This window comes from Mesorhizobium sp. WSM4815, from assembly GCF_055811575.1.
Genome location: NZ_JBVVQS010000102.1, coordinates 751,390 through 776,124, shown reverse-complemented (window position 1 = coordinate 776,124; position 24,735 = coordinate 751,390). Strand labels below are relative to the sequence as shown.

The 24,735-nt window shown below is 62.5% G+C and carries 25 protein-coding genes and 1 pseudogene; 10 read left to right on the top strand and 16 right to left on the bottom strand.

The annotated features are described in order from the left end of the window. The first annotated feature begins 33 nt into the window (after window positions 1-33). Window positions 34-1,221, top strand: a complete 1,188-nt coding sequence (locus AC0L2B_RS32425; protein WP_128169183.1) for an O-succinylhomoserine sulfhydrylase — start codon at window positions 34-36, stop codon at window positions 1,219-1,221. Window positions 1,222-1,266: 45 nt separating this feature from the next. On the opposite strand, the gene AC0L2B_RS32420 is transcribed toward AC0L2B_RS32425, so the two are convergent. Further along, window positions 1,267-2,421: a ceramide glucosyltransferase gene (locus tag AC0L2B_RS32420; RefSeq protein ID WP_473627990.1), complete on the bottom strand. Its 1,155-nt coding sequence runs from the start codon at window positions 2,419-2,421 to the stop codon at window positions 1,267-1,269. 257 nt (window positions 2,422-2,678) lie between these two features. Between AC0L2B_RS32420 and apaG the strand changes: the two genes are divergently transcribed. Next, complete coding sequence (gene apaG, locus AC0L2B_RS32415; protein WP_023802187.1) at window positions 2,679-3,071, top strand: Co2+/Mg2+ efflux protein ApaG; 393 nt, start codon at window positions 2,679-2,681, stop codon at window positions 3,069-3,071. A gap of 201 nt (window positions 3,072-3,272) precedes the next feature. On the opposite strand, the gene AC0L2B_RS32410 is transcribed toward apaG, so the two are convergent. The 3 genes from AC0L2B_RS32410 to AC0L2B_RS32400 form a co-directional block, all read right to left on the bottom strand. Next, a complete protein-coding gene (locus AC0L2B_RS32410) occupies window positions 3,273-4,283 on the bottom strand; it encodes an Hsp33 family molecular chaperone (protein ID WP_023802186.1) in 1,011 nt (336 codons plus the stop codon). Between the two features lie 147 nt (window positions 4,284-4,430). Continuing rightward, window positions 4,431-5,342, bottom strand: coding sequence for an ornithine carbamoyltransferase (argF, locus tag AC0L2B_RS32405; RefSeq protein WP_128177925.1), 912 nt, complete (start codon window positions 5,340-5,342; stop codon window positions 4,431-4,433). Between the two features lie 16 nt (window positions 5,343-5,358). Beyond that, window positions 5,359-6,558 (bottom strand): aspartate aminotransferase family protein, encoded by a 1,200-nt coding sequence (locus tag AC0L2B_RS32400; RefSeq protein ID WP_287174605.1) that lies wholly within the window; start codon window positions 6,556-6,558, stop codon window positions 5,359-5,361. 355 nt (window positions 6,559-6,913) lie between these two features. On the opposite strand from AC0L2B_RS32400, the gene AC0L2B_RS32395 reads away from it, so the two are divergent. Beyond that, the gene (locus tag AC0L2B_RS32395) at window positions 6,914-7,432 is read left to right on the top strand and encodes a GcrA family cell cycle regulator (RefSeq protein ID WP_027155176.1); all 519 of its coding nucleotides are present in this window, start codon (window positions 6,914-6,916) and stop codon (window positions 7,430-7,432) included. 119 nt (window positions 7,433-7,551) lie between these two features. Here AC0L2B_RS32395 and AC0L2B_RS32390 read toward each other — a convergent pair whose 3' ends face one another. The 3 genes from AC0L2B_RS32390 to AC0L2B_RS32380 all read right to left on the bottom strand — a co-directional run bounded on the left by AC0L2B_RS32390 (window position 7,552) and on the right by AC0L2B_RS32380 (window position 10,850). Beyond that, the gene (locus tag AC0L2B_RS32390; protein ID WP_023802182.1) at window positions 7,552-8,559 is read right to left on the bottom strand and encodes a magnesium and cobalt transport protein CorA; all 1,008 of its coding nucleotides are present in this window, start codon (window positions 8,557-8,559) and stop codon (window positions 7,552-7,554) included. 91 nt (window positions 8,560-8,650) lie between these two features. Further along, on the bottom strand, window positions 8,651-9,376 hold the full coding sequence (phoU, locus tag AC0L2B_RS32385) for a phosphate signaling complex protein PhoU (RefSeq protein ID WP_023802181.1): 726 nt from the start codon (window positions 9,374-9,376) through the stop codon (window positions 8,651-8,653). 202 nt (window positions 9,377-9,578) lie between these two features. Beyond that, window positions 9,579-10,850, bottom strand: a complete 1,272-nt coding sequence (locus AC0L2B_RS32380; RefSeq protein WP_473748222.1) for a sensor histidine kinase — start codon at window positions 10,848-10,850, stop codon at window positions 9,579-9,581. A gap of 194 nt (window positions 10,851-11,044) precedes the next feature. Here AC0L2B_RS32380 and ppk2 point away from each other — a divergent pair, with 194 nt between their 5' ends. After that, entirely contained in the window at window positions 11,045-11,953 is a 909-nt protein-coding gene (gene ppk2, locus AC0L2B_RS32375) for a polyphosphate kinase 2 (protein WP_473748221.1), read from the top strand. Window positions 11,954-12,023: 70 nt separating this feature from the next. Here ppk2 and AC0L2B_RS32370 read toward each other — a convergent pair whose 3' ends face one another. The 3 genes from AC0L2B_RS32370 to AC0L2B_RS32360 all read right to left on the bottom strand — a co-directional run bounded on the left by AC0L2B_RS32370 (window position 12,024) and on the right by AC0L2B_RS32360 (window position 14,256). Continuing rightward, window positions 12,024-12,770, bottom strand: coding sequence for an enoyl-CoA hydratase-related protein (locus AC0L2B_RS32370; protein WP_084646899.1), 747 nt, complete (start codon window positions 12,768-12,770; stop codon window positions 12,024-12,026). A 15-nt stretch (window positions 12,771-12,785) separates the two neighbouring features. After that, entirely contained in the window at window positions 12,786-13,424 is a 639-nt protein-coding gene (locus AC0L2B_RS32365; RefSeq protein ID WP_027155170.1) for an acyl-homoserine-lactone synthase, read from the bottom strand. Window positions 13,425-13,521: 97 nt separating this feature from the next. After that, window positions 13,522-14,256 (bottom strand): helix-turn-helix transcriptional regulator, encoded by a 735-nt coding sequence (locus tag AC0L2B_RS32360; RefSeq protein WP_023802176.1) that lies wholly within the window; start codon window positions 14,254-14,256, stop codon window positions 13,522-13,524. Window positions 14,257-14,547: 291 nt separating this feature from the next. Here AC0L2B_RS32360 and AC0L2B_RS32355 point away from each other — a divergent pair, with 291 nt between their 5' ends. The 5 genes and pseudogenes from AC0L2B_RS32355 to AC0L2B_RS32335 form a co-directional block, all read left to right on the top strand. Continuing rightward, a complete protein-coding gene (locus AC0L2B_RS32355; protein WP_091600345.1) occupies window positions 14,548-15,366 on the top strand; it encodes a transporter substrate-binding domain-containing protein in 819 nt (272 codons plus the stop codon). 108 nt (window positions 15,367-15,474) lie between these two features. Continuing rightward, window positions 15,475-15,984: a hypothetical protein gene (locus tag AC0L2B_RS32350; RefSeq protein WP_473748220.1), complete on the top strand. Its 510-nt coding sequence runs from the start codon at window positions 15,475-15,477 to the stop codon at window positions 15,982-15,984. A gap of 23 nt (window positions 15,985-16,007) precedes the next feature. Continuing rightward, window positions 16,008-16,259: a prevent-host-death protein gene (locus tag AC0L2B_RS32345; RefSeq protein WP_473748219.1), complete on the top strand. Its 252-nt coding sequence runs from the start codon at window positions 16,008-16,010 to the stop codon at window positions 16,257-16,259. A 30-nt stretch (window positions 16,260-16,289) separates the two neighbouring features. Further along, the gene (locus AC0L2B_RS32340) at window positions 16,290-16,646 is read left to right on the top strand and encodes a hypothetical protein (protein ID WP_473748218.1); all 357 of its coding nucleotides are present in this window, start codon (window positions 16,290-16,292) and stop codon (window positions 16,644-16,646) included. A gap of 203 nt (window positions 16,647-16,849) precedes the next feature. After that, window positions 16,850-17,002 (top strand): annotated as a pseudogene (locus AC0L2B_RS32335) (transporter substrate-binding domain-containing protein); the annotation flags it as partial. A 19-nt stretch (window positions 17,003-17,021) separates the two neighbouring features. On the opposite strand, the gene AC0L2B_RS32330 reads toward AC0L2B_RS32335, so the two are convergent. Both AC0L2B_RS32330 and AC0L2B_RS32325 read right to left on the bottom strand, forming a co-directional pair. Continuing rightward, the gene (locus AC0L2B_RS32330) at window positions 17,022-17,486 is read right to left on the bottom strand and encodes an Imm26 family immunity protein (RefSeq protein WP_473748217.1); all 465 of its coding nucleotides are present in this window, start codon (window positions 17,484-17,486) and stop codon (window positions 17,022-17,024) included. A gap of 14 nt (window positions 17,487-17,500) precedes the next feature. Next, on the bottom strand, window positions 17,501-17,911 hold the full coding sequence (locus tag AC0L2B_RS32325) for a tellurite resistance TerB family protein (RefSeq protein ID WP_091600334.1): 411 nt from the start codon (window positions 17,909-17,911) through the stop codon (window positions 17,501-17,503). Between the two features lie 168 nt (window positions 17,912-18,079). Here AC0L2B_RS32325 and AC0L2B_RS32320 point away from each other — a divergent pair, with 168 nt between their 5' ends. Further along, on the top strand, window positions 18,080-19,729 hold the full coding sequence (locus AC0L2B_RS32320; RefSeq protein WP_473748216.1) for a lysine--tRNA ligase: 1,650 nt from the start codon (window positions 18,080-18,082) through the stop codon (window positions 19,727-19,729). Here the strand turns inward: AC0L2B_RS32320 and AC0L2B_RS32315 are convergent. From AC0L2B_RS32315 to AC0L2B_RS32300, 4 genes are all read right to left on the bottom strand, one after another. Beyond that, entirely contained in the window at window positions 19,692-20,528 is an 837-nt protein-coding gene (locus tag AC0L2B_RS32315) for a thermonuclease family protein (RefSeq protein WP_473748215.1), read from the bottom strand. The genes AC0L2B_RS32320 and AC0L2B_RS32315 overlap by 38 nt on opposite strands. Before the next feature lie 9 nt (window positions 20,529-20,537). Continuing rightward, window positions 20,538-21,188 (bottom strand): S24 family peptidase, encoded by a 651-nt coding sequence (locus AC0L2B_RS32310; protein ID WP_091600331.1) that lies wholly within the window; start codon window positions 21,186-21,188, stop codon window positions 20,538-20,540. 82 nt (window positions 21,189-21,270) lie between these two features. Further along, window positions 21,271-23,490 (bottom strand): FAD-dependent oxidoreductase, encoded by a 2,220-nt coding sequence (locus tag AC0L2B_RS32305; RefSeq protein ID WP_473748214.1) that lies wholly within the window; start codon window positions 23,488-23,490, stop codon window positions 21,271-21,273. A 14-nt stretch (window positions 23,491-23,504) separates the two neighbouring features. Then, entirely contained in the window at window positions 23,505-24,713 is a 1,209-nt protein-coding gene (locus AC0L2B_RS32300) for an acetyl-CoA C-acetyltransferase (RefSeq protein WP_473490486.1), read from the bottom strand. Window positions 24,714-24,735: the final 22 nt, after the last annotated feature.

Below are 24,735 nucleotides of genomic sequence, written 5' to 3'. Positions count from 1 at the left end.
GTTTGGACCATTTTTTGTGTTTGGAACAAGGTGATGACGAGCAAAACGCGCAACTGGAAGCCTCAGACCGCCCTCGTGCATGCAGGAACGCTGCGTTCCGGCTTCGGCGAAACCTCCGAGGCGATGTATCTCACGCAAGGCTATGTCTACGACACGGCGCAGGCGGCGGAAGCCCGCTTCAAGGGCGAGGAACCGGGCTTCATCTATTCGCGCTATGCCAATCCGACGGTCGACATGTTCGAGAAGCGCATGTGTGCGCTGGAAGGTGCCGAAGATGCCCGCGCCACCGCATCCGGCATGGCGGCGGTGACGGCGGCGTTGCTGTGCAGCGCCCGGGCCGGCGACCACATCGTGGCGGCGCGCGCGCTGTTCGGCTCCTGCCGCTGGGTGGTCGAGACGCTGGCGCCGAAATACGGCATCGAGGCGACGCTGGTCGACGGCACCGACATCGCCAATTGGGAAAAGGCGGTCAGGCCCAACACCAAGTTGTTCTTCCTTGAAAGCCCGACCAATCCAACGCTGGAGGTCGTCGACATCGCAGCCGTAGCCTCGCTTGCCGATTCGATCGGCGCGCGGCTGATCGTCGACAACGTCTTTGCCACGCCCTTGCAGCAGAAGCCGTTGCAGCTCGGCGCCCATATCGTCGTCTATTCGGCGACCAAGCACATCGACGGCCAGGGACGCTGCCTCGGCGGCATCATCCTGTCGGACAAGAAGTGGATCGACGAGAATTTGCACGACTACTTCCGCCACACCGGTCCCAGCCTCTCGCCCTTCAATGCCTGGACGCTGCTGAAGGGGCTGGAGACGCTGCCGCTGCGCGTTCGCCAGCAGACGGAAAGTGCCGGCCGGATCGCTGACTTCCTCGCCGAGCGATCGGAAATTGTCCGCGTCATCTATCCCGGCCGCGCCGATCACCCGCAGGCGGCGATCGTCAAGAAGCAGATGTCGGGCGGCTCGACGCTGATCTGCCTCGACGTCAAGGGGGGCAAGCAGGCGGCCTTCGCCTTCCAGAACGCGCTCGATGTCGTGCTGATCTCCAACAATCTCGGTGACGCCAAGAGCCTGATCACCCATCCGGCGACGACGACACACAAGAATCTGAGCGACGAGGCGCGGGCCGAACTTGGCATCGGGCCAGGCACGCTCAGGCTGTCCGTCGGACTAGAGGACACTGACGACTTGCTCGAAGACATCGAGCAGGCCTTAGCCGCCAGATAGGGATACGCGCCGAACTGCTGCGCTCTGATCTGCAAAGCGGCGCGGTCAGGCGCCCGACGGCGACTCTTCCAATTCCGCAACGGCGCTGGTTTGGATGGTCATCGTGTTGCCGCGCCAGTCGACGGCACCGCTGAGCCAGCCGCGCACCCAGATGGCGGGAAGCATCACGTCCCGCGCAACCATCGCCGGGATCATGCGCAGCGACAGGTGCCAGCCCTTGGCCGAGGCGAGAGCGCATTCCGGCAGATAGGCGACTATCAGCACGGCGACGGCGGTAGCCGGCAGGCTGAAACCGGCGCCTGCTGCCGCAACCAGCGCCAGCACCAGCGGCGGCGCCGCTCCGATCAGGATCTCGGGCGCGAAGAACAGTGGGAATGTGACGCGACGCAGGCGTGCCCAGCGGGCCTGGCGCGACCAGATTTCGCCAAATGTGCGCAAGCCGAGCGGCTGCTCGAACGGCGAGGCAACGAGATTGACGCGCAGTCCGAGCCCGTTGACAAGCTTGGTCGCAGCGGCATCCTCGGCAATCTCCGCAGCAAGCGCACGGATGCCGCCATTGGCGTCGAGCAATGGCTTGTTCCACAGCATGCTCTTGCCCTGGGCAAAACCGAGGCCGAGCGCCTCGCCGGTATATTGCCAGCGCGCCTGCAGCGTATTGAGGAAAGCGCATTCGACCTCCGCCCAGATCCCGTCCGGCCGCGAGCCGATCGGCGTCGAGCAGACGAGGCCGGTGTCCTGCCGCCATGCCGTCATCAGATGCTGGACATAGTCCCTCCGCATCAGGACGTTGGAATCGGCAAGGACGACCCAGTGGTGGCGCGCGGCCTCCCAGCCCTTCACGCAATTGTTGAGTTTCGGATTGCCGCTGATGCGGTCGTCGCCGACGAGCAGCCGGGCCGGCACGGCCGGAAAGCGGGCGATCGCATCGGTGATCCGCCCGACCACCGGGTCGTCGGCATGGGCGACGCAGAAGATGAGCTCATAGTGCGGCCAGTCGAGCGAGAAGGCGCGCTCGAGCGTCTCCTCGGTAAACGGCTCGACGCCGCGCGACGGCACGACGATCGACACCGGCGGCGCCTTGGCGGCTGGCGGCGTGATCCTGCCAGGCCGCTTCAGCTTCAACGAAGCGAGCAGGATGCTGGCGAGATTGACAACAAGCAGAACTATGGAAAGCAAGGCGGCTGTGACTGTCAATTCCATCAATATCTGGTCGCTCCAGAAAAAACCGGCCGCATGAAGCCGTTTTCAACAGTTCGACAGAATGCTGAGTCGCCCGGCCCTGCACACCATCCCCGGCCCTGCACACCATCATTGTCACGTGTCACTTAAATGACATTGTTGTTCGGCACCTGCGCTTAACAAATTCGGGCAACGATGGCAGACACCGAGGCGACGCACCCCGTTGACCGAACTGCGGAGAGGGTCGAATGTTCCGTCTGCATAGTGTGGAGTGATTTATGTACAGCGCCGTCACGCGCGACATCGAAGTGCAGGTCAGGCCGTTCTATCTGGAAGATCGCTCCGACCCTTCGGAGAACCGCTATGTCTGGGGCTACCAGGTGACCATCGACAACCAGTCGGATGAATTCGTGCAGCTTCTGTCGCGCTACTGGCAGATCACCGACGGCACCGGCCGGGTCGAGGAGGTGCGCGGCGCCGGCGTTGTCGGCGACCAGCCTGAACTCAATCCAGGCGACAGTTATCAGTATACGTCTGGCTGCCCACTCTCGACGCCATCCGGCATCATGGTCGGCCACTACACGATGCGCAACAAGCGGGGCGAAACGTTCGACGTCGCCATCCCCGCCTTTTCGCTCGACCTGCCGGGCACGCGGCGGACGGTGAACTGAGAGAGATAGATGGCCGGAAGGTCGTGCTGCCCCTCATCCGCCTGCCGGCACCTTCTCCCCGTATAGTGAACGGGGAAAAGGGAACCCATCTATCTATCAACTGGACAACCTGTCGCAACGCTGGCGCCCCCTCTCCCCGTTCTTCACGGGGAGACGGTAAGGGTGAGGGGCAGCGCCAACGCTTCGTCGGTGATTTCAATTCTATTGAGCCGCAGCAAATTCCGCCGGGTCGAAGTCATATTGCTTCGAGCAGAATTCGCAGGCGACGTGAATGCCGCCATCCTCGGTGCTGTCCCTGATCTCGTCGGCGGAGAAGCCTCCGAGAATGCCGCGGATCTTCTCCCTGGAGCATGAGCACTGGTCGGCTACCGGCACGCCGCCGAAGACGCGCACGCCGTGCTCGTGGAACAGCCGGTAAAGCAACCGCTCGGCGCCGATCGTCGGGTCGATCAGTTCCGTCGGCTCGATGGTGCCAAGCAACGCGAGCAGTTCCTGCCAGGAATTGTCGGCCGGATCATGGATCTCCTCGCGCGGATCGCCGTCGCCACCCGGAAGGTCGGGCACGCGCATGCGTTCGGGCGATTGCGGCAGGAACTGCGCCAGGATGCCGCCGGCGCGCCATTGCTCGCGGGCACCGCCGATGCCGGGCGTCAACAGCTTGGCCACCGAAAGCCTGAGATCGGTCGGGATCTGCTCCGACTGCCGGAAATAGGTGCGCGCGGCCTCCTCGAGCGTCTCGCCGTCGAGCTGGACGATCCCCTGATAGCGCTGCGTGTGGGCGCCCTGGTCGATGGTCAGCGCCAGGACACCGCTGCCAAGCAGCGTCCGCTGCGAGGTCTCGCCGGCAGACGTCAGTGCCTCCAGCCGGTCGGCGTCGAAGCGGGCATAGGCACGCAGCGCATGCGGCGTGGAAAAATCCGCCACCAGCATGTCGACCGGCCCGTCGGTGCGGGTCTGCAGGATGAACTTGCCTTCGAATTTGAGCGAGGTGCCGAGCAGCACCGTCAGCACGCAAGCTTCCGCCAGCAGGCGGGCGACCGGCTCGGGATAGTCATGCCGACCGAGGATCGCGTCGAGCATCGGCCCGAGCTGGACGGTACGGCCGCGCACGTCGAGCGGGCCGACCTCGAAAGGCACGACATGATCGTCGCCGGCGTAGCCGAATTCGCCGAGTTTGGGTTGATGTTCAGCCAATTGACGGGTTTCCAACATGACAAAGCTCCGGGGCGCGGCGATGCCGCCCTCCGGGGCGCATGCGTCGAAACGCGCTCGATTTGCGTGATGCGCCTGAGATAGGCATCACGCACTCCCGGATCAAGGCGGCTGGGATAACGGCGGCCCGGATCACGGTGACCCGGATCAAGCGCCGAGGCACCAGGCCAAAACCGCCTTCTGCGCGTGGAGCCGGTTCTCGGCCTCGTCGAACACCACCGAATGCGGGCCGTCGATGACTTCGTCGGTGACCTCCTCGCCGCGATGCGCCGGCAGGCAGTGCATGAACAAGGCGTCGGACTTTGCCTTCGCCATCAGTGCCGCATTGACCTGATAGGGTGAGAAGACATTGTGGCCGCGAGCACGGTGCTCCTGGCCCATCGACACCCAGCAATCGGTAACGACACAGTCGGCCTCGTGGACGGCCTCCTCGGGCGAGCGGGTGAAGTTCAACTTGCCGCCATGCGCCCTCGACCAGTCGACATGCTTCTGCGCCGGCTCGCTGCCTTCCGGCACGGCGACGTTGAGGTTGAAGCGGAACCGCGCCGAGGCCTCCAGCAGTGAATGCAGCACGTTGTTGCCGTCGCCGGTCCAGGCGATGGTCTTGCCGGCGACCGGGCCGCGATGCTCCTCGAAGGTCATGATGTCGGCCATCAGCTGGCAGGGATGGGTATCGTCGGTCAGCCCGTTGATGACGGGGACGGTGGCGTTCTCGGTCAGTTCCAGCAGCCGGTCATGCGATGTGGTGCGGATCATGATCGCGTCGACATAGCGCGACAGCACCTTGGCCGTGTCGGCGATGGTTTCGGAGCGGCCGAGTTGCATCTCGGCGCCGGTCAGCATGATGGTCTCGCCGCCGAGCTGACGCATGCCGACGTCGAAGGACACGCGCGTGCGCGTCGACGGCTTGTCGAAGATCATCGCCAGCACCTTGCCTTCAAGCGGTTTTGTCCGCTCGCCAGCCTTGAGCCTTGCCTTTCGCACGACGGCATCGTCCAGCATAAGGCGCAGATCGCCCTCGGAAACGGCGGAAAGATCGGTGAAATGGCGAAGGCTCATGTGGGTCTTCCGACTGTTATTTCGCCGCAGCCGCGGCGATGGCGTCCGACAGGCCCCGGGCGCCGGCGCGGATGCGGTCGAGCGCCGCATGGATCTCGGCGTCGGTGACGGTGAGCGGCGGCAGCAGGCGAAGAACGTTGTCGCCGGCAGGAACCGCCAGCAGATGCTGGTCGCGCAATGCCATGTTCACCTTGGTGTTGGGCGCGGCGCATTTCAGGCCGAGCATCAGGCCGCTGCCTCTGATGTCTTCGATGACATCGGGAAATTCGTCGGCGACGCCCGCCAGCCCCTGCTTCAGCAGCAACGCCTTGCGCTGCACATCCTCCAGAAAACCGTCTGCCAGCACGACGTCGAGCACGGCGTTGCCGACCGCCATCGCCAGCGGATTGCCGCCGAAAGTGGTGCCGTGCACGCCGGCGGTCATGCCGACGGCGGCCTCGTCGGTGGCAAGGCAGGCGCCCACCGGGAAGCCGCCGCCGATGCCCTTGGCGACGGCCATGATGTCGGGCGTGACGCCAGCCCATTCATGCGCGAACAGTTTTCCAGTGCGGCCGATGCCGCACTGGACCTCGTCGAAGATCAGCAGCAGATCATGCTGTTCGCAGAGCTGCCTCAACCGCTTCAGCGACTGTGTCGGCACCGGGCGAATACCGCCCTCGCCCTGCACCGGCTCGATCAGGATCGCGGCGGTCTCTGATGTGATCGCCTTTTCGACGGCCTCGATGTCGTCGAAACCGACCTGGTCGAAACCTTCGACCTTGGGGCCGAAACCTTCCAGGTATTTGTACTGGCCGCCGGCGGCGATGGTCGCCAGCGTGCGGCCATGAAAAGCGCCTTCGAAGGTGACGATGCGAAAGCGCTCGGGATGGCCCTTGACGAAATGGTAGCGCCGCGCCGTCTTGATGGCGCATTCCAGCGCCTCGGCGCCGGAATTGGTGAAGAACACCTTGTCGGCGAAGGTTGCGTCGGCCAGCCGCTCGCCCAGACGGCTCTGCCCCGGAATCTCGTAGAGGTTGGAGACATGCCAGAGCTTGGCCGCCTGCTCGGTGAGTGCCGAGACCAGATGCGGATGGCTGTGGCCCAGCGAATTCACGGCAACGCCGCCGCCAAAATCGAGATATCGCTCGCCCTTGTCGGTGACCAGCCAAGTGCCTTCCCCATGGTCGAAGGCCAGGGGTGCGCGGGTAAAGGTCTCGAAAAGCGCCGAACCGCTCATTATATGCGTCTCCGGAACCGGAAAATCAAAAAGCCGCCAAAGCGGCGGCCTGTGCGGCTTATCGTGTTTTTCGGCCATGAAGTCAACGAAAACGTCGTGCAAGGACGCGCGGCAAGCTTTCCAGCGAGACGCCGGCTCATCAGCGACCGGGCAAGTTGGGGAAAACCGAAAAAACCGATTCGTGTTGGCCCTCGGACTCTTGTCACCGAGTCAGCGCATAAGGTAATTGTAGGTCGAGAAATAACTAGATTTCGTGCGGCGGACCTAATCACCCGATATATGTGGTGTCTGCCCGGCGGAAGCCGGATCGTGGAAGGATTCCGATCGCCGCACATTTCAGCAGGAGCGCGGTCTCATGAATTGGACTGACGAGCGGGTCGAACTTCTTAGAAAATTGTGGTCGGAGGGGCTGAGCGCCAGCCAGATCGCCGCACAGCTTGGGGGTGTCAGCCGCAATGCCGTCATCGGCAAGGTGCATCGGCTGAAACTGTCGGGCCGCGGACGCGCGACTGCCACGCCGGCACGCCAGAAGAAGAGCGTGCAGGGATCGACCGTGCAGAAATCGGTGTCGCGGGCCGCGAGCACTGCGCGGCATATCACCACGTCGATCGGCGCGACCGCGCTGCAGGCGCAATTCGACGCCGTACCGGTGACGCGTCATTATGTCCGTCCGGTCGAGAACGTCGTCGTACCGATCTCGCGGCATCTGCAGCTCGTCGAGTTGACCGAGCGGACATGCAAATGGCCGAATGGCGATCCGCTTTCGGAAGAGTTCCATTTCTGCGGCAACGACGCGGCCGAAACCGGACCCTATTGCAAGTATCACGCTCGCGTTGCGTTTCAGCCCGCTTCGGAGCGGCGGCGGAGCAGATAAGGGAATAAGGGAGTAGGGCAGTATGGGAGTAGGTAAAGATCAGGCTTAGTGAGTGCGACCTTGGCAAGGCAACGCACTACATACTCCCTTACTGCCCTACTCCCTTACTCCCTTCTCTTTCACAGCCAGCCGCTCTTGCGGAAGCGCCAGTAGAGAACCGAGCAGACCAAAATAATCGCTCCCAGAACGACCGGATATCCATATTCCATCCTAAGTTCCGGCATGTCGTTGAAGTTCATGCCGTAGATGCCTGCGAGCGCCGTCGGCACCGCCAGGATTGCAGCCCATGAGGCGAGCTTCTTGGTGATCGCCGTTTCCTGGCTCTGGCCAACCAGGAGGCTCGCCTCGAAGGCAAATGCGAGCACCTCCCGCAAGCTGTCGATCTTCTCCTGGACGGTGCGGATGTGGTCGGTGACGTCGCGGAACAGCGGGTGCATGGCCGCATGGATCTGCGGCAGGTCGGCGCTGGTCAACCGGCGGCAGACTTCCACCAGCGGCAGCGCGGCGTTGCGCAGGCGCAAGAGATCGCGGCGCAGCATGTAGAGCCGCTCTATGTCGGAGCCGGTCATCGGCTTCAGCAGAACCCTGTCCTCGATCGCCTCGACCTCGTCCTCGATCTGCTCGAGCACCGGCATGTAGTTGTCGACGATGAAATCGAGAATGGCATAGAGGACGAAATCCTCGCCTTTGGCTAGCGAATGCGGGCAGCTTTCCCAATGCTGGCGAACGGCGGCATAAGAAGTCGACGGACCGTGCCTGACGCTGACGATGTAGCCGGCGCCGACGAACAGATGCGTCTCGCCGAAGGTGACGCGCCTGTCGATCAGTTGAGCCGTGCGGGCAACGATGAACAACGCATCGCCATATTGCTCGATCTTCGGCCGCTGATGCGGATGCTCGGCGTCCTCGATCGCCAGATCGTGCAGGTGGAATTGCGCCTGGACACGAAGCAACAGGTCGCGGTCCGGCTCCAGCAGGCCGATCCAGACGACATGACCTGGCTTCTTGGCCCATTCGCCGGCTTCCTCGATCGGAATGTCGGCGACACGCCGGCCGGCGGTATAGACGCTGGAAGCGACGATGGCCGATGTCGGCGGGGCCGGCGTCAGGTTCCGAACGGTTTCCATCGCTACCTCCTGGAGGCATGGCCTCGGGTCAGGATCAGGAACGTTCGGTAAAGCTTAGCCTAAATCAGCAATGGGTTCGAGAGGCAGCCGCTCACTTCGCCGGTAGCGTTGCGGGAAGCACAATCTTGTCTGTCTTGTCGCCCTTCGGCCGCTCGGCCGGCATCTGGTCGCCGGTGACGATGTAGTAGATCGTCTCGGCGATATTGGTGGCGTGGTCGCCGATCCGCTCGATGTTCTTGGCGCAGAACAGCAGGTGCGTGCAGGGCGTGATGTTGCGCGGATCTTCCATCATGTAGGTCAGCAACTCGCGAAACAGCGAGGTGTACACGGCGTCGATCTGATCGTCGCGGTCACGCACGAAGCCGATCTTTTCCACCGAGCGCGACGCGTAGACGTCGAGCACTTCCTTGAGCTGCGTCAACGCCAGGTCCGCCAAAGCCTCGATGCCGCGGAACAGGCTGGTCGGCTGGCGCCCTTCTATGACGGCAACCACGCGCTTGGCGACATTCTTGCCGAGGTCGCCGACCCGTTCGAGATCCGCCGAGATGCGGATGGCGCCAACGATCTCGCGCAAATCCGTCGCCATCGGCTGGCGCTTGGCGATGATGATGATCGCCTTATCGTCGATCTCGCGCTGCCCCTGGTCAAGAACGGCATCGTCGCGGATGACCTTCTGGGCAAGGCCAGGGTCGGCGTTGACCAGAGCGGCAATCGCCTGTTCGACCATGCGTTCGGCATGCCCGCCCATCGCGGCAATGCGCTTCGACAGATATTTCAGCTCCTCGTCATAGGCGCTGACGATGTGCACGGACTGCATGGAGATGCCTTCCCGGGTCTTCTGGTCCGAGTCGTTCCTCGAATCCCCGCTGATACGCTAGCCGGATGACAGAAAAAAGAAACCGTTAGAGCGACGTGCGTCCACTAGGCCACAGAATAGGCTCTAAAGTCCTGTATCCACGCATCCGGCGGTCCTAAAGTCTTCCGGTACTCGGGCCGGCGCGTACTTAGATAGTGAGATGTCAGTGCGCCAGCAAATGCACCGTGAAAGCTGCGCCGTTGCCGACCTCCGATGTGATCGACAGCCTGGCATTGTGGCGCGTCAGGATATGCTTGACGATGGACAGGCCAAGGCCGGTGCCCTTCTGGGTCCGGCTGTTTTCGACGTCGACGCGGTAGAAACGTTCGGTGATGCGCGGGATGTGCTCCTCGGGAATGCCGGGGCCGAAGTCCCGGATGGTGACGTCGATGCCCGGTTCGGGACCGTCATCGCTGTGGGCAATCGTCACCACGACACGTCCACCCGACTGTCCATATTTGCAGGCGTTTTCCAGCAGATTTTCGAAAACCTGGAAAAGTTCATCGCGATCCCCCGGCACATTGAGTGGTCCTTTCGCGAAATCCCGCTCGATGGCAACGCCGTTTTCGCGGGCAAGCGGACCCAGCGAATCGATGACGCTGTCGAGGGTCTGGCGGAGATCGACCTCGGTTCCCGGCTTCAGATAGGGTTTCATCTCCAGCCGCGACAGCGACAGCAGGTCGTCGATCAGACGCGCCATGCGGCCGGTCTGGTTGTGCATGATCTGCAGGAACTGCTCGCGCGCCGCCGGGTCGTTGCGGGCCGGGCCGCGCAGCGTCTCGATGAAACCGGAGATCGAGGCGAGCGGAGTTCGCAGCTCATGGCTGGCATTGGCGATGAAGTCGGCCCGCATCCGGTCGATCCGGCGCGCCTCGCTCTGGTCCTTGAAGACCAGCACATAGAGGTCGGTGCCGTGGCCGACCGAAGAGGCACTCACCCGATAGGCCCGTTCGACCGGCAGCTTTTCGGTGTATTCGACGACGTCCGCAGCGGCGGCGCCCGACAGGATACTGTCCAGCAGGGCCTGCATCTCGGGCGCGCGGAATTTCAGCGACAGCGACATGCCCGGTGCGATGCCGGCGAAGGCAGCGAAGGCGGCGGCGTTGGCATGGACGATCGTCGCGGTGCGATCGAAGATGATCAGCGGATCGGCAACGGCGGCCGCCAGATATTCTCCCGACAGCTGTTGTAGCCCGCCCGCCTCGATCGCCGCGGCATCCTCCGCGGATTGGCGCGCTACGCCGGCCGGCAGCATCGCGGCGGCGAGCAGCAGCACAGCACATGCCAGCAGCACAACATGGAAGGACATGTCTGCGAAACCATAGACCGTCAAGATCGCGACGATGCCGGTCGCAAGCAGCCAGCGGCTGTTCCACAACCGGGTGGCGACGGCTTGCGCCGTGGTTCGCTGTTCTGCGCCGCCCATATCAGCCATTGTCAGCTACTGTCAGCCATTCGCGCGCACTGTGCCTCCGTCCCCACCCCGACCGGCAGGTTGGAAACTTCCCGCTGACCGGCGCTATTACTAAATCTGCTGCATCGTTCCTTTCGAAAATCGATTCCGATTTTCGGGCCGATGCAGTAAGGCTCCCAATAGCATGAGTCCGGAAGCTGGAAAGGTTCATCTCGATGAAAAACCCCAAGGAAGATGCCGCCGCGCCTGTTCCAGGTCCGCAAAAGATCCGGATCAACGGCAAGGAGTTCGAGTTCGACATAGAGGATCCCAAGCTTCCGGACTGGATCGAGGACAACAAGCTGACCGCCGGCGGCTACCCCTACGACAAGAAAATGAAAAGCGACGAGTATGACGAGACGCTCGAGCGGCTGCAGATCGAGTTGGTCAAGGCGCAGGCATGGCTGCAATCGACGGGCAAGCGGGTGATGTCGCTGTTCGAAGGACGCGATGCCGCCGGCAAGGGCGGCACAATCTTCGCGCTGCGCCAGTACATGAACCCCAGGACAGCGCGCAACGTGGCGCTGACCAAGCCTAGCCCAACCGAAATCGGGCAATGGTATTTCCAACGCTATGTCGCGCACTTTCCGACATCCGGCGAGTTCGTCACCTTCGACCGCTCCTGGTACAATCGCGCCGGCGTCGAGCCGGTTATGGGCTTCTGCACGCCGGAGCAGCATCAGAAATTCCTGGACGAGACGCCGTATTTTGAACGGATGATCTGTAACGAGGGCATCCATTTCTTCAAATTCTGGCTGAACATCGGTCGGGAAACACAGCTCGAGCGGTTTCACGATCGCCGCTGGAGTCCTTTGAAGAACTGGAAATTCTCGCCGATCGATATTGCCGGCATCGCCAAATGGGACGACTACACCAAAGCGCGCGATCTCATGTTCGAACGCACGCATAAGGAATTCGCGCCCTGGATCATCATACAGGCCAACGACAAGCGGCGCGCGCGACTTGCCATCATCCGGCGCATCCTGTTGTCGCTTCCCTATGACGGCCGCGATCTCGACGCCATCGGCAAGGAAGACAAGAAGATCATCGGGGAAGCGCCTTCCTTCCTGGGAAGACAGGCCTGAAGCGCTGCCGCGCGCCCCAAAGACGCGCGGCACGATTCCGGATATTCCTGTCATTCTGCCGAATGACGTCTCATGCCGCCAGCCGGGCAATCCGCTGCAGCCGCCGCAGTGTGGTATCGTCCTGCAAAGCCTGCTGAAACAGAGAAATCTCCTGGTCGATGCGATCGCAGAGTGCGCCTGTGTCGCCCTTGAGCAGGTCGCGCGTCTGCAGCAGTGCGGCAACCGGCTTCTTGGCGAGTTGCCTGGCTCTGCCAAGTGCGGCTTCCTCGACGTCGCCGACCACGATCTCCGTGACCAGGCCCAGCATCCTGGCGTCCGCGGCACTGAGCGTGTCGCCCAGGCAGAAGAAGCGGAAAGCGCCGGCATAACCGAGTTTCTGCGGCGCCAGGATGCTGGTCGCCGCGTCCGGCACGAGGCCGAAATCGACGAACGGCACCCGGAACGTGCTTTCGTCAGATGCGATCACCATGTCGCAATGGAACAGGATGGTGCAGCCGACACCGACGGCATCGCCGTCGACACAGGCAAGGACCGGTTTGGGGAACGTCGCCAACGTGCGGAACATGTCGGTGACGGCAGCGATCAACCGTTGATGCTTGGTGGCGTCGAGGAACTCGGAGAAATCGCCGCCGAGGCAGAAGCAGCCGGCGAGGCCGCGCAGCACCACGACGCGCACATCATCGTCGATTGCAGCTTCGTGGAAGATCCTGGCCAGGCTTTCATAGGCTCGCCCGTCCAGCACCGGCCGGCCGTCATCCGACGACACCGTGACGATCAACGAATGATTGCGGAACTCTGTTTGCGGGTGGATGTTCATGGCTGTCTCCAATTCTCACGAGGCCTGCCTCATTCCGAGCCTGTCGGGATATCCCCTGGCCAGAACCGGCGCGAAATGACTGCGACGCGACCGCACCACCTCAAGCGTGTGCTCGTTGAAGGTGAGCAGTGTGGCGACGACTTGCTGGTTGCCATAGGTGCGCTGGTAGCCAAGCGGCTTCGCCAGGAAGTGCAACTGCAGCGCCCGCAGGACCCACATCGGTTCGAACTCGATGATCACCTGGTTGACATTCCGCTTCAGCCCCCACTCGACGAAGCCGGCAATGAGCTCGGTGCCGACCGTCGAGACGCCGCGCTTGCCGTCACGAAAGCCCGGCGCGACCGCATAGCGGGTCAGTTCCCACACGTTCGGCCCGGATGGCGGCGTCCCTTCAAAGAGGTCCGCCAGCACCTCGGTCAGAAGATGCGCACGCGTTGTCGGCAACATCCGCTGATAGCCGGCGAGCTCGCCATTGCGGATGACGAGTTGGTGCACCGCCTCGTCATGATCGAACTGATCGATCTCAAGGCCGTCGGGGCGCTGCAGATCGGTCCACCCCATCTCCTCGACGAAAATCTTGTAGCGTAAGCGATGAACGGCCTCCCAAAGGTCGGGACGTTCCATAAGTTCCTGTGTTGTAAGGGAAAAAAGCATCTGCCGTCTCCTAGGTTCAATAGGAAGATACGGCCGGGCTGTCCCGAGGAAATTACGCGATCACGTAGGCAAGAATTTCTAGGCCGGCACGGCCGAGCTAGCTAATATAGCCGCGCCTTATCGCTTCCGCGACCGCCTGCACCCGGTTGACGGCACCGAGTTTGCTTTTGGCGTTAAGAAGGTGTTTCTCTGATGTGTGTTCCGAAATGCCGAGAATCTGTGAAATCTCCCATTCGGACTTGCCGACGGCGGCCCATTGCATGCATTCGCGCTCACGCGGCGTCAGTTCGACGTGGTGGTCGAGGGTCTTGGCCGCCATCGTGTGGATCTGCATGGCGCGGCCAATCGCATAGGTCGCCACCAGCGACACCAGCCCAAAATCGGCGCCCGACAATTCGACGGCCTCGCCGCCCAGCGACACCATGACGATCTGGCCATCGAGCGTGATCAGCGGGAAGGCCAATCCGTCGCGCAGCTTGAATTCGCCGGCGTCGCCCATCACTTCGCCGCTGCTCTTGTCGATGCGGATGCTCTGGGACGCTTCCCGCCACTGGAACGGCGCCTGCAGCTGCTTCATATGGCTGACGACGGGGTCATGGTCGACATAGTTGCGCGCCACATAGCGCTCCAGCCATTCTCCCGGCCACTCGCAAAGCAGCACATGGTCCTTTTGCTGGCCTCTTGGCGTGCCCGGCTGCGGAACCGTTCCGGCCATCAGCGCCGTCAGGCCGAACTCCGAGGTTATGCCAAGCAGCTTTTCGCAGACCGCGGCCGCCGTATCGGCGTGCTGCAGCTGATCTATGAATTCCAGTGTGCGATCGAAGTGGCCCATTGCAACATCTACCCCATGTTGCCTTCCCGCGTTGAGATCAACGGCCCAGTGCTTGACCCGCACTTTGCCCTCGACCCCGGATTACAAACCTGCTCCCCTCAGTTTGCAGCGGCTTGCGGCTACCCTCCAGCCGACCGCCACACATGTTTGCAAGCTCGCTGAAGCATAGCCCTAAATCGGCGTGATGAAATCAAAAACCGTTGTGCCTGTGGCATTTTCGTACCAAAAGCCACATTGGACAGGACAGGGCGGAGCTCGATCGTGACGATTCGGTGGATGACCATCGTCTTGATGCTGGCAATGACGGGGGCAGCGTGGCTCACGGGAGCGCGTGCCGCGGAGCCGCAAGTGCCGGTGCTGTGGGATGCCAAGGAGCGGCTGCCGAAGCCTGACCTGTCCGCGCTGCCGCGTCTGAGATTCCTGACCACCACCGATTTCCCGCCGTTCAACTTCCTCGACGGAGCGGGCCGCTTGTCCGGCTTCCATGTCGATCTGGCGCGCGCGATCTGCGCCGAGCTCGGCATCGCCGAAAAATGCCAGATCCAGGCGCTGCCTTGGGCCGAGCTCGAAGGGGCACTGCAGAAGGGCGAAGGGGAAGCGATCATTGCCGGCATTGCCGCCACGCCGGAGTCGCGGTCAAAATATGCCTTCTCGCGTTCCTACCTGCAGTTTCCGGCGCGCTTCATCATGCCGAAGGCAAAGGCGCTCACGGAGCCTATCTTCGACAGACTGCGTGGCAAGCGCGTCGGCGTCGTCGCAGGCTCCGCGCATGAGCGGATGCTGCGCGATTACTTCGGCACCGTCCAGGTCGTTCCTTTCGCGCAGCTGGAAGAGCTCTACGACGGTCTCAAGGCCGGCAAGGTCGATGCCGGCTTCGGCGACGGCATGCGCTTCGCCTTCTGGCTGGGCAGTTCGAATGCCGCAGCCTGCTGCCGCTTTGCCGGCGGTCCCTATCTGGCGCCCGAATATCTGGGGTCGGGTATGGCCATCGCCACCAGGGCCAACGATCCAGCGCTGGCCGCAGCGTTCGACTACGCACTGCAGGAGATTTCGGTGAAGGGCATCTTCGCCGAATTCTATCTGCGCTATTTCCCGGTCAGCTTTTTCTGATCCGGCCCGGTCAGCTTTTTGATCCGCGCGAACGGCGAACTGACGAGTTGTCCCCGCGCAGATGACGAGCCGATCCGCTTGGGCGATCCATCGGTGTTGCAACGGATCATGGCGAAGATCGAGGAACTTGGCCTTGTCGATCGGCAAAATGAAGGCCGCGAACTCCATTATCCGCGCATGGAAAAAGACGGCGCCGACGACGCAGCCATGATTGCGGTGATCGTCGCCCGGCCCCACCTTTCGGCAGAAGTGCCGGCACGCGGAGTCGTGCCGGCCGACCGGCAATGGAAACGCGGATTCGACACGGCGGGCAACCATGCAGGAATCCGTTCGCCCGCAGGGCGTCTGAAATCTCTTTCTCGGATGCTTAAGCGCGGAACGCAAAGCCAAAAGGTCGGGACACAGGCCGGGAGCCGTCGAGATCAAGGAAAATGCGGGGCTGGTGACCGCCGCCGATCTGCCTTTCGTAACGCTGCAGGGCTGGATACTGGGGCGCGACGGCAAGCAGCAAAAGAATTGAACGAGCAATCCCGCTCTTTCGAGCGGATCGATCCTGATAAGAATGGTGGCGCGCGCGCCACCCATCCTTGCTATTCTTACGTGAATTACCTACTATAGGTACTTCAAAAGGAAGTACGATCATGAAGCAATTCACATTCTCGGACATGAATCGCGTGTCAGGCGAAATCCTCGAAACGGCTTTGATCGAGCCGGTGGCCCTGACCAAGCGCGGCAAGGAAAAGCTCGTCATCCTGTCCGCTGCTCAGTACCATCAGCTCGTCGGCCAGCCGCATTCGGCCGCTTTTACGATCGAGGACGCACCGGATGAAGTCCACAATGAACTCATGACTGGACTGGATGCAATAATTTCCGGCGACACGCCCGATGCTTAAAGCCGGCGACCTGCTCCGATTTTATTACCTATGGGCGCGGGAAGCAGACGCCGGCGAGGAATCCGGACGCAAGGCGAGGCCGGTCTGTATCGTGGTTCGGACGCCCGCAACGCCAGCAGCCTTGTTTCTCTTTCCGCTGACTTCGCAAAACCCGACCGGTCGCGCCCGCACCTCGCCATCAGCGAAATCGAATGCCGCCGCGGCGGCCTCGACTATCCGTCATGGCTGGTCCTGGACGAATATAACCGGGTGCAGGTCGATAAAGCCTATGATCTGATGACGACGAGGCCGATCGGCGCGTTCAGTCCGGCATTTGTCCGCAAGATTGCTGGCGTGATTAAAGAGACGGCGGCGCAGCGTCGATTGCGTGGCATCGTTCGCAAATAGCCGGACTGTCCGCCTCGCGGCGCACCAGTCGCGTATCGACGAGATTCAACGTCTGCTCGCTGCCTACCGCGCCTGACAACTCTGCGAACCGTCCATGAGAAGCTTGCCCCGCTTGCCTCCCTGCCGGAGACCCCAGTCGGGATAGTAGAGGAAGTCGCAACGCTACAGAAAGATGAAAATCGAGCTGGCGGCGCGTTCGAAAAGCGCCTGGCTATCTGGGATCGGGTATGGCCATCGCCACCAGGGCCAACGATCCAGCGCTGGCCGCAGCGTTCGACTACGCACTGCAGCAGATTTCGGTGCAGGGCATCTTCGCCGAATTTTATCTGCGCTATTTCTCGGTCAGCTTTTTCTGATCACTTGAACGAGCAATGTTCAGCGAGTTTCGATCACTTTTGTGAGTAAGAGTTCTACCGCTCCGTACCCATACAGGGCATCACGCTCCAGCACCTGATCGGATCGAAACGGCTCCTCCTTCTCGACCACACTGGGGTCGAAATCAGAGTACGTGACTAGCCAACTGCGCTTCGAAAGCTCGTCCCGTCTGACAAACTGGGGCACGGGCCATTGGCTGCCATCCCAATCCGGCGATCTTCCAAGAATTCGCCAATCGCCATTGACGAGTCCCAGGTCACCAACGTGCAGACATCTCACCGAGTCTTTCGGCTGAAATCCGCGTATTTCGTCAAGGGTGGGGAGGCTATCGAGTCTCGGGCCGAAGAAATATGCCAATATTATCCTCCCTTTGGGCGCCATTCGACTAACGAGGCCTACGGCATAGCCACTGCTTCTCAGGGGAACAAGGAACCACGTTCCTTCCTGATAGTTGAGGCGTTTCATTTGAGAACAGCGCTCTAAGTCAGCGTGCGCAGGCGAGCCTTGGCAGCACGGGCGATGGCGGCGACGGTGAGCGTGTCGAGATCGAGCTGGCGACGGATAAGCTGCAGCACCCTCACCTCCTCCAGGCGCATTTCGAGGTCGACGGCCGCGACCTCGAAGGCTGCGGCATAGGCGGTGTCAAGCAGGCGCTCGGGCAGTGCTTCAGCGACGTGCGCCAAAACGCCTTCCAACCCGTCCTTTTCGTGCAGCAACTTCTGGCAGTCCTGGGCGACGCCGACCAGCCGGTTGTGGTCGAAGTCCTCGAACACCGGCCATGAGCGGACGACGTCGCCAATCCGCGCCAATTCGACATTGGTCATGTCACGATCGGACGCGGAAGTGATGACCATAAGATAGATCAGGGCTTCGTGCGGTGGCAATGGCATTTAAAAACTCCTCAAACGGGCTCCGAAGTTAGGAACGCGGCACCGGCGTCGCAAGGAAAAAGCGCCGCGATCGTTGACGCCCACGGCAGGCACGCCTAGAGACCGGTTGAAAAAATCATCCGGCCCCTTCTTGCGACGATGCCAGCGAATAATTTGGAAAACAGTGACATGGCGGGATCAAACATCATCGATCTCAATCCCGAGGTGCTTGCGGCAGCGGCCGAAAGCAAGGCGTGGCCGTTCGAGGAAGCCAGGAAGATCGTCGATCGCTACAAAGGGGCTGACTTTCCCGAGACTGTCCTGTTTGAGACCGGCTACGGTCCGTCGGGGCTGCCGCACATCGGTACTTTCGGCGAGGTCGCACGCACCTCGATGGTGCGCCACGCCTTCCGCGTCCTCACCCGGGACACCGTCAAGACCAAGATCTTGTGCTTTTCCGACGACATGGACGGCATGCGCAAGATTCCGGACAGCGTCCCCGATCGCGCCGCACTCGAGCCGCACCTGCACAAGCCGCTCTCGTCCGTTCCCAATCCTTTTGGCGGCGACTATGCGAGCTTCGCAGACCACAACAACGCAATGCTTTGCCGTTTCCTGGACACGTTCGGCTTCGACTATGAGTTCGCCAGCGCGACGGAATACTACAAGGCTGGCCATTTCGACGACGTTCTGCTGCGCGCTGCCGAACGTTTCGACAAAATCATGGACGTGATGCTGCCGACGCTCGGAGAGGAGCGTCAGGCGACCTACAGTCCGTTCTTGCCGATTTCCCCCAAAAGCGGCCGCGTGCTTTACGTCCCCATGAAGCATGTCGACGCCAAGGCCGGCACTATCACCTTCGACGATGACGGCACCGAAACCACGCTGCCCATAACCGGCGGCAGGGTGAAGCTGCAGTGGAAGCCGGATTTCGGCATGCGCTGGGCCGCGCTCGGCGTCGATTTCGAAATGTTCGGCAAAGACCACCAGACGAATGCGGTGATCTACGACCGTATCTGCAATATCCTGGGCGGGCGCGCTCCCGAGCATTTCGTCTATGAGCTGTTCCTGGACGAGAACGGCCAGAAGATTTCGAAGTCGAAGGGCAACGGACTGACCATCGACGAGTGGCTGACCTACGCGCCGACCGAAAGCCTCGAGCTCTATATGTACCAGCGGCCGCGGCAGGCCAAGAAGCTCTATTTCGACGTCATTCCGAAGGCGGTGGACGAGTATTACGCCTTTCTGTCCGCCTATCGCCGGCAGGAGTGGAAGGAGCGGCTGGGAAATCCCGTCTGGCACATGCATGACGGCAACCCGCCTGTCGTCGACCTGCCGGTATCGTTCGCGCTGCTGCTCAATCTGGTCAGCGCCTCGAACGCCCAGAACAAGGACGTGCTGTGGGGGTTCATTTTGCGCCACACGTCAGGCGTGACGCCGAAGACCCATCCCGAGCTCGACCGGCTGGCCGAGTATGCGATCCGCTATTTCGACGATTTCGTGAAGCCGGCCAAGGTGTACCGGGCCGCCGATGCGGTCGAGCGCGAGGCGCTGACGAAACTGTCCGAAGCGCTCGCCGCATTGCCGACAGATGCCGATGGCGAGGCGATCCAGAATGCCGCTCTCAACGTCGCGCGCAAGATCGAGCGCTATCAGGACCATTCGAAGCAGAGCCCGGAAGGCGGGCCGGGCGTCTCCGTCGCCTTCTTCCAGATGATCTACCAGATTTTGATCGGACAGGAGCGCGGCCCGCGCTTCGGTTCCTTCGCTGCGCTCTACGGAATAGCAGAAACCCGCGCGCTCATTCAGAAGGCGCTGGCTGGTCAGCTGGCGGCGTAGCCGCCGCCGAAGGATCGAGAATCGGCTGCGTCGGCTGCGCTGTGGCCGCAAAGGGGGCTGGTGCCGGAGGCAGGCCGGAGAGACTGGGCGCCGGCCCGAAAATGCCCGTCCTCGCCATACGGGCCTTCTCGCCGGCCTCGACGTAAGGGCCACCCTTGGCGGCGCGCGCCCAGCCGTTTTCGATCAACCACTGGCCGACATCCTGGTTGCCGACGCGGCATTCGGCGGTGATCAGGTCGCGGCCGCCCTCGGGTGGCACCGTGCAGACCACCGCCCGACCGCGCAGGAAGGCACGGAACGCCGTTCGCGCCCGGGTGCCACACGTCCACGACTTGCCGCCGTCGGTGCACGTTTCGTCCTGCCTGACGATGTCGACGCCGGAAATCGCGACGGAGTAGCCCTTGGCCTCGATCACACCGGCGGCCGATGCAACCGGCTGGAACAGTTTTGTCCCGTTCCAGTCGTCGGGCATTTTCGTTTTGGGCGGCTTGGGCGGTCCAGCCAGCGCCAACTCACTCAGCGGCGCGCGCGGCTCGACCCGCTCAAGCTCTTGCGGCTGAAGCTGCGGCGGCGCGACGACTTCGGGATCGATGGCCCTGGAACGCGCCTCTGGGCTCGCCGCCTTGGGTCGCGGATTTGCTGATGTAGCAGGCGCTTGGGATTGCGCCGCGATGCTGGCCTGCGCCCGAGCCGCGACGCGCCCATTTTCGTCCTGCAGCACGGCGCGGCCACCTGCGGCAATCGCAGCCCCCATTGCCAGGATCGTCAATACCGCGGCGGCGGCATGAAGCGGACTCACCGGCGGCCCCTACTGGCTTGCCCAGACAATCCGCGCCACCCATTCGACATCGCGCATCGGGATGTCGCGATCCGGGTGATCGGGATTGAGCGAGACCAGCATGATCGACTTCGCCGTCTGACGGTCCAGCACCTTGGCCATTACCTCGCCGGCATTGGTCTTGACGACGACGCGATCGCCCTTGCGGGTGGCGGCGCCCGGCTCGACGATCAGCACGTCGCCGTTGCGGTAGAGCGGCAGCATGGAATCGCCCTGGACCTGCAGCGCATAGGAGGTTTCGGTCGCCCGCGCTGGAAGCTCGATCAGGTCCCAGCCCTGCCCCACGGGAAAGCCGGCATCGTCGAAGAAGCCGCCGGCGCCGGCCTGGGCGAAGCCGAGCAGCGGCACCGAAGACGTCTGTGCCGGCAGAGATCCGGGGACGGTCTTGCCCCGGCCTTCGACCAGTCCGGTGAATTCGTCGAGCGAGGCGCCGGTCGCCTCGATGATTTTGGCCAGCGACTCGGTCGACGGCCAGCGCGGCCGCCCGTCCGAGGACAGCCGCTTCGACTTGTTGAAGGCGGTCGAATCGAGGCCCGCGCGTTTCGCCAGCCCCGACGCCGAGAGCGAATAGCGCTCGGCGAGAGCATCGATGGCGGCCCAAACGCGATCATGCGAGAGCACTTTTGCTCCCCTTCCGAACAGGAAAAAATACCTTCTCCGTTCTAACCGGTGGCCGTGATTTTGTCCACCACCGAAGGCGGCGTCACGCCGCCTTCTTGGCCTCGCTCCTGGCATAGGGATCAAAGCGTTCGTAGAAAGTCTCGCCCTTCTCTGCCATCTCGAGCAGGAGCTTCGGCGCTTTGAACTCGCCGCCATACTTCTTCTGAAGACCCTTGGCGATCTTGACGAATTTTTTTGCGCCGATGCCGTCGATGTAGGACAGCACGCCGCCGGTAAAGGGCGCGAAGCCGAAAGCGAGGATCGAGCCGACATCGGCCTCGCGCGGATCGGTGACGATGCCCTCCTCCATCACCCGGGCCGCCTCCAACGCGATGGTGACCAGGAGCCGCTGCTTCAGTTCCTCATAGTCGACCTCTTCAGGCGGCAACTGCCGATAGAGATCCTTCAGGCCCGGCCACAGCTTCTTCTTGGCAGGCTTTTGCGGATAGTCGTAAAAACCCTTGCCGTTCTTGCGGCCGAAGCGGCCATGCGTGTCGACCAGCGTGTTGATCAGCGTCATCTGCTTCGGGTCGACCGCCTTGTCGCCGAGATCGCGCATGGTCTGCTTCATGATCTTCTGCGCGAGGTCGATCGCCGTTTCGTCCGTCAGCGCCAAGGGGCCGACCGGCATGCCGGCGGCCTTCGCCGCGTTCTCGATCATCGGCGCCGGAATCCCCTCGATGAGCATCTTGTAGGCTTCCGACATGTAGCGCAGCACGCAGCGGTTGACGTAGAAGCCGCGCGTGTCGTTGACGACGATCGGCGTCTTCTTGATCGCGCGGACGAAGTCGATCGCAGTGGCCAGCGCCTTGTCGCCCGTCTTCTTGCCCAAAATGATTTCGACCAGCATCATCTTGTCGACCGGCGAGAAGAAATGGATGCCGATGAAATTCTTCGGCCGCGCCGAATTCTTCGCCAGCGACGTGATCGGGATGGTGGACGTGTTCGACGCAAAGACCGCCGCCGGCTTCAGCACGGCCTCCGCCTTTTCGGTGGCGTCCTTCTTGACGCCCGATTCCTCGAACACCGCCTCGACCACCAGGTCGCAGCCTGCGAGGTCGGCATAGTCCGCCGTCGGCGTGATCAGCGACAGCAGCCTGTCCTTATCCTCCGGCTTGGCGCGGCCCTTCCTGACCTGATCCGAGATCAGGCTGTCCGAATGCGCCTTGCCCTTGGCGGCAGCGTCCATGTCGCGGTCGAGCAGCACCACCGGAATGCCGGCCTTGGCCGTGACATAGGCGATGCCGGCGCCCATGAAGCCGGCGCCGATTACGCCGATCTTCTTGAACTTGGTTTCCGGCACGCCGGCCGGACGACGCGCGCCCTTGTTCAGTTCCTGCAGCGACACGAACAGCGAGCGGATCATCGCCGCCGCTTCCCTGGTCTGCATGATCTCGGTGAAATAACGCTGCTCGATGCGCAAGCCGGTATCGAACGGCACCAGTAGGCCTTCATAGACGCATTTCAGGATGGCTGCGGCAGCCGGATAGTTGCCATAGGTCTCGCGACGCAGGATGGCGATTGCCGGTGGCCACAGATTGGCGCCGGCCACCGAATAGACCGGGCCGCCGGGCAGCTTGAAGCCCTTCTCGTCCCACGGCGCCACTGGCTTCAAGCCATTTTTGATCATGGCTTTGGCGGTTTCGACCAACTTCGTCGGTTCGGCAATCTCATGGATCAGGCCCATCGACCTGGCCTTCTGCGGCGACAGCGTCTGGCCGGAAGTCAGCATCTGCAGCGCCTGCTGCTGGTCGGTCAGCCGCGGCACGCGCTGAGTGCCGCCGGCACCCGGGAAGATGCCGATCTTCACTTCGGGGAGCGCCATCTTGACCTTGTCGGAATCGGCCGCGACACGGCCATGGCAAGCGAGCGACAGCTCGAACGCACCGCCCATGCAGGTGCCGTTGATCGCCGATACCCACGGCTTGCCTGAGGTCTCCAGCTTGCGGAACAGGCCGGTCATGTAGCCGGCATTGTCGAACAATGCCTTGGTCGCCTTGTCCAGGTCCTTGGCTTTATCGGCTGCGAACTTCGACAGCATCTTCTGCAGCATGGTGATGTCTGCACCGCCGGAGAACGTGTCCTTGCCGGAGGTAATCACCGCCCCCTTTATCGACGCGTCGCTCGCCACCTTGTCCACGATGGCGTTCAGTTCCAGCATCGCCTCTTCGGTGAAGACGTTCATCGAGCGGTCGGGCATGTCCCAGGTGACCAGCGCGATGCCATCGGCGTCGATGTCGAGGGTGAAGTTGGTGTAGCTCATCGGTCTCTCTCCCGTCAGACGCGTTCGATGATCGTTGCGGTGCCCATGCCGGCGCCGATGCAGAGCGTCACCAGCGCGGTGTTCAGGTCGCGGCGCTCCAGTTCGTCCAGCACGGTTCCGAAGATCATCGCACCGGTTGCGCCGAGCGGATGGCCCATGGCGATGGCGCCGCCATTGACGTTGATCCTGTCGTGCGAAATGTCGAAAGCCTGCATGTAGCGCAGTACCACCGAGGCGAACGCCTCGTTGAGCTCGAACAGATCGATGTCCGACAGCTTCATCCTGGCGCGCTTCAGCAGCTTCTCGGTCACGTCGACCGGACCGGTCAGCATCAGCACCGGCTCCGAACCGATATTGGCGAATGCACGGATGCGAGCGCGCGGCTTCAGATCGAGCGACTTTCCAGCCTTCTTCGAGCCGAGCAGAACGGCCGCCGCGCCGTCGACGATGCCGGACGAATTGCCGGCGTGATGGACGTGATTGACCTCCTCCACCTCGGGGTGCTTCTGCACCGCGACGGCATCGAAGCCGCCCATTTCGCCGGGCATGACGAAAGACGGGTTGAGGGCCGCCAGCGACTGCATATCGGTCGAAGGCCGCATATGCTCATCGTGGTCGAGGATGGTCAGGCCGTTCTGGTCCTTGATCGAGATCACCGAATTCTTGAAGCGGCCTTCGCCCCAGGCTTTGGCGGCGCGCTTCTGGCTTTCGACCGCATAGGCGTCGACGTCGTCGCGCGAAAAGCCGTATTTCGTGGCGATCAGATCGGCCGAGATGCCTTGCGGCACAAACCAGCCCGGCAGGCCGACCGAGGGGTCCATGAACCAGGCGCCGCCGGACGCGCCCATGCCGACGCGCGACATCGATTCGACGCCGCCGGCGATGACGATCTCGTCGGCGCCCTGCGCGATCTTGGCGGCGCCGAAATTGATGGCGTCCAGACCAGAGGCGCAGAAACGCGAGATCTGCATGCCGGGCGCTTTCGTGTCGTAACCGGCCTCGAAGGCGGCGGCGCGCGGAATGACAGAACCCGCCTCGCCGACCGGATCGACGCAGCCGAAGATGATGTCGTCGACGGCGCCGGTGTCCAGCCCATTGCGGTCACGGATCGCCGCAAGCACCTTGGCGCCGAGCCGTACCGCCGGCACCTCGTGCAGCGAGCCATCCTTCTTGCCCCTGCCGCGCGGCGTGCGCACGGCGTCATAGACATAAGCTTCGGCCATTTTCCTGCTCCTTGGTTTGCTG